General features: G+C 70.3%; 5 protein-coding genes. 4 read left to right on the top strand and 1 reads right to left on the bottom strand.

The features are described 5' to 3' along the window. Window positions 1-65 precede the first annotated feature (65 nt). The 4 genes from CA983_RS11060 to CA983_RS11045 are packed head-to-tail and all read left to right on the top strand — an operon-like array spanning window position 66 to window position 4,627. Window positions 66-1,196: a pectinesterase family protein gene (locus CA983_RS11060; protein ID WP_086600712.1), complete on the top strand. Its 1,131-nt coding sequence runs from the start codon at window positions 66-68 to the stop codon at window positions 1,194-1,196. Continuing rightward, window positions 1,197-2,225, top strand: coding sequence for a pectinesterase family protein (locus CA983_RS11055; RefSeq protein ID WP_086600711.1), 1,029 nt, complete (start codon window positions 1,197-1,199; stop codon window positions 2,223-2,225). Further along, entirely contained in the window at window positions 2,218-3,483 is a 1,266-nt protein-coding gene (locus CA983_RS11050; protein ID WP_086600710.1) for a pectate lyase family protein, read from the top strand. The genes CA983_RS11055 and CA983_RS11050 overlap by 8 nt, the downstream gene beginning before the upstream one ends. Further along, complete coding sequence (locus tag CA983_RS11045) at window positions 3,470-4,627, top strand: dienelactone hydrolase family protein (protein ID WP_086600709.1); 1,158 nt, start codon at window positions 3,470-3,472, stop codon at window positions 4,625-4,627. Before CA983_RS11050 ends, CA983_RS11045 begins: the two co-directional genes overlap by 14 nt. 3 nt (window positions 4,628-4,630) lie before the next feature. On the opposite strand, the gene CA983_RS11040 is transcribed toward CA983_RS11045, so the two are convergent. Beyond that, the gene (locus CA983_RS11040) at window positions 4,631-6,838 is read right to left on the bottom strand and encodes a glycoside hydrolase family 43 protein (protein ID WP_086600708.1); all 2,208 of its coding nucleotides are present in this window, start codon (window positions 6,836-6,838) and stop codon (window positions 4,631-4,633) included. Window positions 6,839-6,844 lie beyond the last annotated feature (6 nt).

The following is a 6,844-nucleotide window of genomic DNA, read 5'->3' as shown; positions in this document are numbered from 1 at the left end:
CCCCGGCCCCTTCCCAGCTCACCGACAGCCCCCCCGCACCAGCCGCACCGCGAAGGAGCAGCCGTATGCTCTCGCAGCCCCATGTCCCCCTCTCCCGCCGGACGTTCCTCGCCGCGAGCGCCGCAGCGGGTGCCGTCGTCGGTCTCGCCGCCGTCCCCGCGCGGGCCGCCGGCACCCGGCCGCGCCCGTTCGGCCGGTACGGCTCACCGGCCGCCCGCCTGACGCCCAGGACCCTGTACGTCCACCCGGGCGGCGCCGGTGACTTCACCACCGTCCGGGACGCCGTCGCCGCGGCGAACGGCAGCGGACACACCCTCGTCATCGCCCCGGGCACGTACCGGCAGACAGTCGCCGTCGATCCCGCCCGTACGGAGATGACCTGGATCGGGGCGAGCGAGAACCCCCGTGACGTGGTGATCGTGTACGACAACGCGGCCGGGACGCCCAAGCCCGGCGGCGGCACCTACGGCACGACCGGCTCCGCCACCACCACCGTGCAGGCCGACGGCTTCACCGCCCGCTGGATCACCTTCGCCAACGACTGGCTGCGCGCCGACCACCCCGGGATCACCGGAACCCAGGCCGTCGCCATCAAGGTCCAGGGCGACCGGTCCGCCTTCCACCACTGCCGGTTCCTCGGCCACCAGGACACGCTGTACGCCGACTCGATGGCGCTGGGCACCTTCGCCCGCCAGTACTTCGCCCACTGCTACGCCGAGGGCGACGTCGACTTCGTCTTCGGGCGGGCGACCGCCGTCTTCGAGCACTGCCACTTCCGGACGCTGAACCGGACCGACCTGTCGTCCGCCCCGTACGGTTTCGTCTTCGCCCCCTCGACGGCCGGTGCCAACCCGCTCGGATACCTGGTCACCAGGAGCCGCGTCGACAGCGAGGCTCCCGACGGCTTCTACAAGCTGGCCCGCCCCTGGGTGCCCAGCTCCGACACCACCGCCCGCCCCATGCTCACCGTCCGGAACACCTGGCTCGGCCCGGGCATCGACGCGGTCGCGCCCTACACCAACATGTCGAACGACCGTCCCTGGCAGTCGATGCGGTTCGCCGAGTACCGCAACACGGGTCCGGGCGCCGCCGTCTCCGTTCCGGAGAACCGGCCCCAGCTCACCTCCGAGCAGGCCCGGTCGGCGACCCGCGCCGCTCACCTCGGCGACTGGGAGCCGTGGAAGGAGGTGTGCTGAGTGCACCGGCGCACCCTTCTCACCGGACTCGCCGGCGGCCTGGTCGCCACCGGTGCCGCACCCGCTTTCGCCGCGGCCGGCCGTCGCCGTGTCCTCCACGTCCGGCCCGGCGACTCCGTGCAGGCCGCCGTGGACGCCGTGGACGGGCCGGGCTGGACCGTCGTCGTGCATCCGGGGACGTACCGGGAGGTCGTCGCAGTCCCCGCCGACAAGGCGGAGTTGACCCTGCGTGGTGCCACCTGCGATCCGTGCGACGCCGTCATCGTCTTCGACAACGCGAACGGGACGAAGAAGCCCGACGGGACCACGTACGGCACCGCCGGCTCCGCCACCTTCACCTCGGCGGCCCCCGGGCTGACCGTCCGCGACCTGACCCTGGCCAACGACTGGCTGCGCGCCGACCACCCCGACATCACCGGCACGCAGGCGGTCGCGGCGTACACGTACGGCGACCGCACCCGCTTCGAGAACGTCCGGCTCCTGGCCCACCAGGACACCCTCTTCACCGACACGACCGCACTCGGCACCTTCGACCGGCAGTACTTCCGGCACTGCTACATCGAGGGCGACGTCGACTTCGTCTTCGGGCGGGCGACCGCCGTGTTCGAGCAGTGCCACTTCCGCACGCTGGCACGGGACGTCGACTTCACACCCAAGGGCATGGTCTTCGCGCCCTCCACGGCCCGGGCGAACCCGTACGGCATCCTCGCCGTCCGCTGCCGGATCACCTCCGGCGCCGAGGACGGGGCGTACAAGCTGGCCCGACCCTGGGTGCCGTCGTACGAGACCACGGCCTGGCCGTCGCTGGTGGTGCGGGAGACCCGGATCGGGCCGGGCATCGACGCGGTGGCCCCGTACACCAACATGCGGGAGGCCTACCCCTGGCAGTCGATGCGGTTCGCCGAGTACCGGAACTCGGGGCCGGGGGCGGCGATTCACGTCCCGGAGAACCGGCCGCAACTCACCCGCGTACAGGCCCGGTCGCACACCAGGGAGACCTACCTCGGCGACTGGCGGCCCTATGCGTAAGGCCGCTGTTCTCCTCCTCGGTCTCTGCCTGCTCGGGACGGCCTCTCCGGCCTCCGCCGCCGAACGCGCCCCCGTCGGCTGGGCCTCCACCGGCTCCGGCACCACCGGCGGGGCGGGCGGCACGACCTGGACGGTGGACACCCGCGCCGAGCTCGAGCAGGCCCTGGCGAACGACGGCGCGCCCACCGCGCCCAAGGTCATCCGGGTCGTCGGCGACATCAACGGCCACGAGAGCGACGACGGTTCCCTGCTCGGCGAGCAGGACTACGCGCCCGGATACGACCTTGGCAAGTACATGTCCTGCTTCGGCGAGGACGGCGCCGTCTGGTCCGACACCCGCTTCGACCACTGCAGGCAGCAGCGGCAACTGCGCCAGACCGGGTCGAACAAGGAGAAGGCGCAGATCCAGCTCACTGTGCCGAGCAACACGACCCTCGTCGGCGTGGGCCGCGACGCCCGGCTGCTCGGGGTGTTCCTGACGGTCAACACCGGCAGCAACATCATCGTGCGGAACCTGCATCTGGAGGCGCCCGTCGACCACTTCACCAGCTGGTCCCCGGGCGACGGCACACGCGGCAGCTGGAACGCCCGCTTCGACGCGCTGACCGTGATCACCGGCAAGAACATCTGGATCGACCACTGCACCTTCACCGACGGCCGGTTCCCCGACCGCGAGGCGCCCCTCGGCTTCCACGGCGAGCGCGTGCAGCGGCACGACGGACTGCTGGACATCGAGGACGGCTCCGACTTCGTCACGGTCTCCGACAGCCGGTTCGAGGACCACGACAAGGCGATCCTCATCGGGTCGGGCGACGGACGCGGCGACCGCGACCGGGGGCACCTCAAGGTGACCTTCGTCCGCAACCTGTTCAGCGGCATCGTGCAGCGCGCCCCGCGTGTCCGCTTCGGGCAGGTGCACGTCGTCAACAACGTCCACCGGGGGCAGCCGCCGCTCTATGCCCTGGGCGTCGGCGTGGAGTCCGCGATCTTCTCCGAGCGCAACGTCTTCCGGTATCCCGGGGGCGGGCCGTCCCTCGCCGTCGCGGACTACGGGGGCGAGCGGTTCCGCGACACCGGCTCCTGGTTCAACGGCCGGCACGCCCGGCTCGACGCCGTGGCGAGCGGTCTCGGCCTCGGGAACGACGTCGGCTGGGATCCCGCCGACGTGTACGACTACCGCGCCCTCACGTCCCCATCGGCGGTCGAGCGGTACGTGCTGCGGCACGCCGGAACAGGGAGGTCGTATGGGCACCCATGAGCCGCTCGGCAGGCGGACGTTCGTGGTCGGGGGGAGCGCGGCGCTGCTGGCCGGGGGAGCGGTGAGCGGGGCGGAGGCGGCGGTCGTGGCCGGCCCGCTGCCCGACTTCCACCCGGCGCTGAAGGACGCCCTGACCTTCCCGCTCGCCTGGGGACGATCCCCCATCCGAAACTTCCGCGCCTGGCGGCGAGCCGCCCGGGCCACGGTCGAGGAGCACCTGCTCGTCGAACGGCAGGACGGGACACCGTACGCACCGGAGATCGGTGGCCGTGCCCAAGGTGAGGGATACACAAGGGAGTTGGTCACCGTCTCCCTCACCCGCTACGAACGGGTGCGCGGCGCCCTGCTCACCCCGCACGGCAAGGGACCCTTCCCCGCCGTGCTGCTCCTGCACGACCACGGCGCCAGGTTCGACATCGGGAAGGAGAAACTCGTCCGGCCCTGGTACGACGACACGCGTCTCGCCTCCGCCCGGTCCTGGGCGGACAAGTACTTCAGCGGGCGGTTCGTCGGCGACGAACTGGCGCGGCGCGGCTATGTGGTGCTGTGCCTGGACGCGCTCGGCTGGGGCGATCGCGGCCCGCTCGCCTACGAGCAGCAGCAGGCCCTCGCCGCCAACTTCTACAACCTCGGCTCCTCGCTCGCCGGGCTCATGGCCCGGGAGGACCAGCGGGCCGCCGCCTTCCTGGCGGGACTCGACCGGGTGGACGCCCGGCGGGTCGCGGCCGTCGGCTTCTCCATGGGCGCCTACCGCGCCTGGCAGACCGCCGCCCTCAGCGACCACATCGCGGCCGCCGCGAGTGTGTGCTGGATGACCGGGCTGAAAGAAATGATGGTGCCCGGCAACAACACGCTGCGCGGGCAGTCGGCGTACTACATGCTCCACCCGGGGCTCGCCCGGCACCTCGACATCCCCGACGTGGCGAGCATCGCCGCGCCCAAGCCGATGCTGTTCCTCGACGGCGGGCTCGACACGCTGTTCCCGGCCGAGGGCGTACGGGTCGCGTACGACAAGCTGCGTGCCGTCTGGCGGTCGCGCCACGCCGAGGAGCGGATACGGACGAAGACGTGGCCGGAGCTCGGCCACGTCTTCACCCGCGAGATGCAGGACGAGGTCTTCAACTGGCTCGACGACGTCCTGTGAGGCTCATCGCCGTACCGGCTTGATGCCCTCCAGCGTCGGCACCACCGGCTTGATGCTGCCGTCGGCCGCGAACTCCATGCGGTCGATGGTGGTCTCCCGGTGCATGCCGTCGCCGCCCGGCCGCCCCGGGCCGTTGAGGGCGAAGCGGTGGTAGACCATGTACCAGTCGTCGGTGCCGGGGGTGTTCACCACCGAGTGGTGACCGGTGCCGAGGATGCCGTACTCGGGCCGCTTCTGAAGGATCGTCCCGCGCTTGGTCCACGGGCCGAGCGGGGACGGTCCCGTCGCGTACGCCACGTGGTAGTTCTCGCTGCGGGTGTCGTCCTCCGACCACATGAAGTAGTACGTGCCCTTCCGCTTGATCACGAAGGAGCCCTCGCGGAAGTTGTCCGGGGTGATGTCCCGCACCTTCGACGCGTCGAAGGACACCATGTCGTCGTTGAGCGGAACGACGTACCCGCGTCCGTTGCCCCAGTACAGGTACGCCTGGCCGTCGTCGTCCGTGAAGACCGACGGGTCGATCATCTGGCCCTTGAGCGCCCCGCCCTTGGCGACCAGCGGCTTGCCGAGCGCGTCCTTGAAGGGGCCGGCGGGGGAGTCGGCCACCGCCACGCCGATCTGCTGCTCGGCACAGAAGTAGAAGTAGTACTTGCCGTTCCGCTCGGCGATCGCGGGCGCCCAGGCGTACTTGTCGGCCCAGGTCACGTCGGGCCCGAGGTCGACGATGACGCCGTGGTCCTTCCAGTGGACCAGGTCCTTCGATGAGTACGCCTTGAACTTCGTGCCGCTCCAGCCCTGGAAGCCGTCCGTCGTCGGGTAGATCCAGTACCTGCCGTCGAGGTAGTGGACGTCGGGGTCGGCGTTCAGGCCGGGCAGCATGGGGCTGCGGGTGCGGACCGCCTCGACCGTCCAGGTGCGCTTGGTGCCGTCTGCCGCTGTCACGGTGTACTTCTGCGGCGTGCGGAAGTCGCGCCGGGTGCCGGACTTCGGGCTCAGCGTGGCGCCCTCACCGACCCACAGCTTCGGGGCGAGGCCGCGCAGATCGGCGTCGGGCTCCATCGGCAGCACGACCTTCGAGGCGCTGTCCGTGACGATGGAGTAGCCCTTCTGGTGCTTCGCCGTCGCGTCCACGACCGACGTGGGCGTGGCCGGGTACGCCGCCAGCAGCCGGTCGTACTCCTTCTGCGTCACCGGGAGCACCGTGCCGTGCCGGGGGCTCGCCGGGAGCTGGTAGTCCGTGGACGGGGTCCACTTGCCCGAGGCGAGGTCGGTGGTCTCGAACGGGATGTAGCCGCGGCCGCCGTACTCGTCGATGAACAGGTACCACTTCTTCTCGGTGTTGGACTTGAACACCGTCGGGCCCTCACCGCGGTCCATCGCGCCCTTGCCGATGCAGTCGGCCACGAAGTCGTACTTCGTCGAGGTCAGGGACGTCGACTTCTCACCGGTGATGAACTTGGAGCAGGGGCTGGAGGAGCTGGGGTCCCGCTCGTCCTTGGTGTAGCGGTAGTACTCGTCCTTGTACTTCACGACCGTGGAGTCGATCACCGAGTAGCCGGGGTCGTTCCAGATCTTCGGCTCGCTGAAGGTGCGGAAGTCCTTGGTCGTCGCGTACATCATCTTGTTGTACGTGTTGCCCTTGTGCTCCGGGTCGTCGTCGGCGTACAGCTTCGATGCCCAGAAGACGACGTACTCACCGAGCTCGTCGTCCCAGTAGGCCTCCGGGGCCCAGGTGTTGCCCGCGTTGTCCGGGGAGACCTCCACCAGGCGCTGGTCGGTCCAGTTGACCAGGTCGGTGGACTCCCAGACCATGATCGACTTGCTGCCGTGCCGCTGGACCTGGTCCCAGCTTCCGCTGGAGTTCTTGTACATCCGCAGGTCGGTGGCGATCAGGAAGAACTTGTCGCCCTTGGGGGAGCGGATCACGAACGGGTCGCGCAGGCCCTTCTCGCCGATCGTCGACGTCAGGACCGGCTTGCCGGCGTTCAGCTCACGCCAGTGCAGCGCGTCGTTGCCCCGGCTGAGGGCGTAACGGATCTGCTCGCCGTCGGCGGTGCCCTCGCCCGTGAAGTAGGCGAAGAGATAGCCGGCGTACTTGGAGTGCTTCACGGGTGGTGCTCCGGAGTCCGCGGTGCTGGGTGGCGCCGTGAGAAGGGTCAGGAGGAGGCCGGTCAGGGCCAGGAACGGGAGCAGGAGCGTGCGGGGGCGCATGACACT

It is taken from the genome of Streptomyces swartbergensis (assembly GCF_002148965.1).
Lineage (GTDB): Bacteria > Actinomycetota > Actinomycetes > Streptomycetales > Streptomycetaceae > Streptomyces > Streptomyces swartbergensis.
The sequence above is the reverse complement of the archived record's forward strand: the minus strand, read 5'-3'. Positions and strand labels throughout refer to the sequence as shown.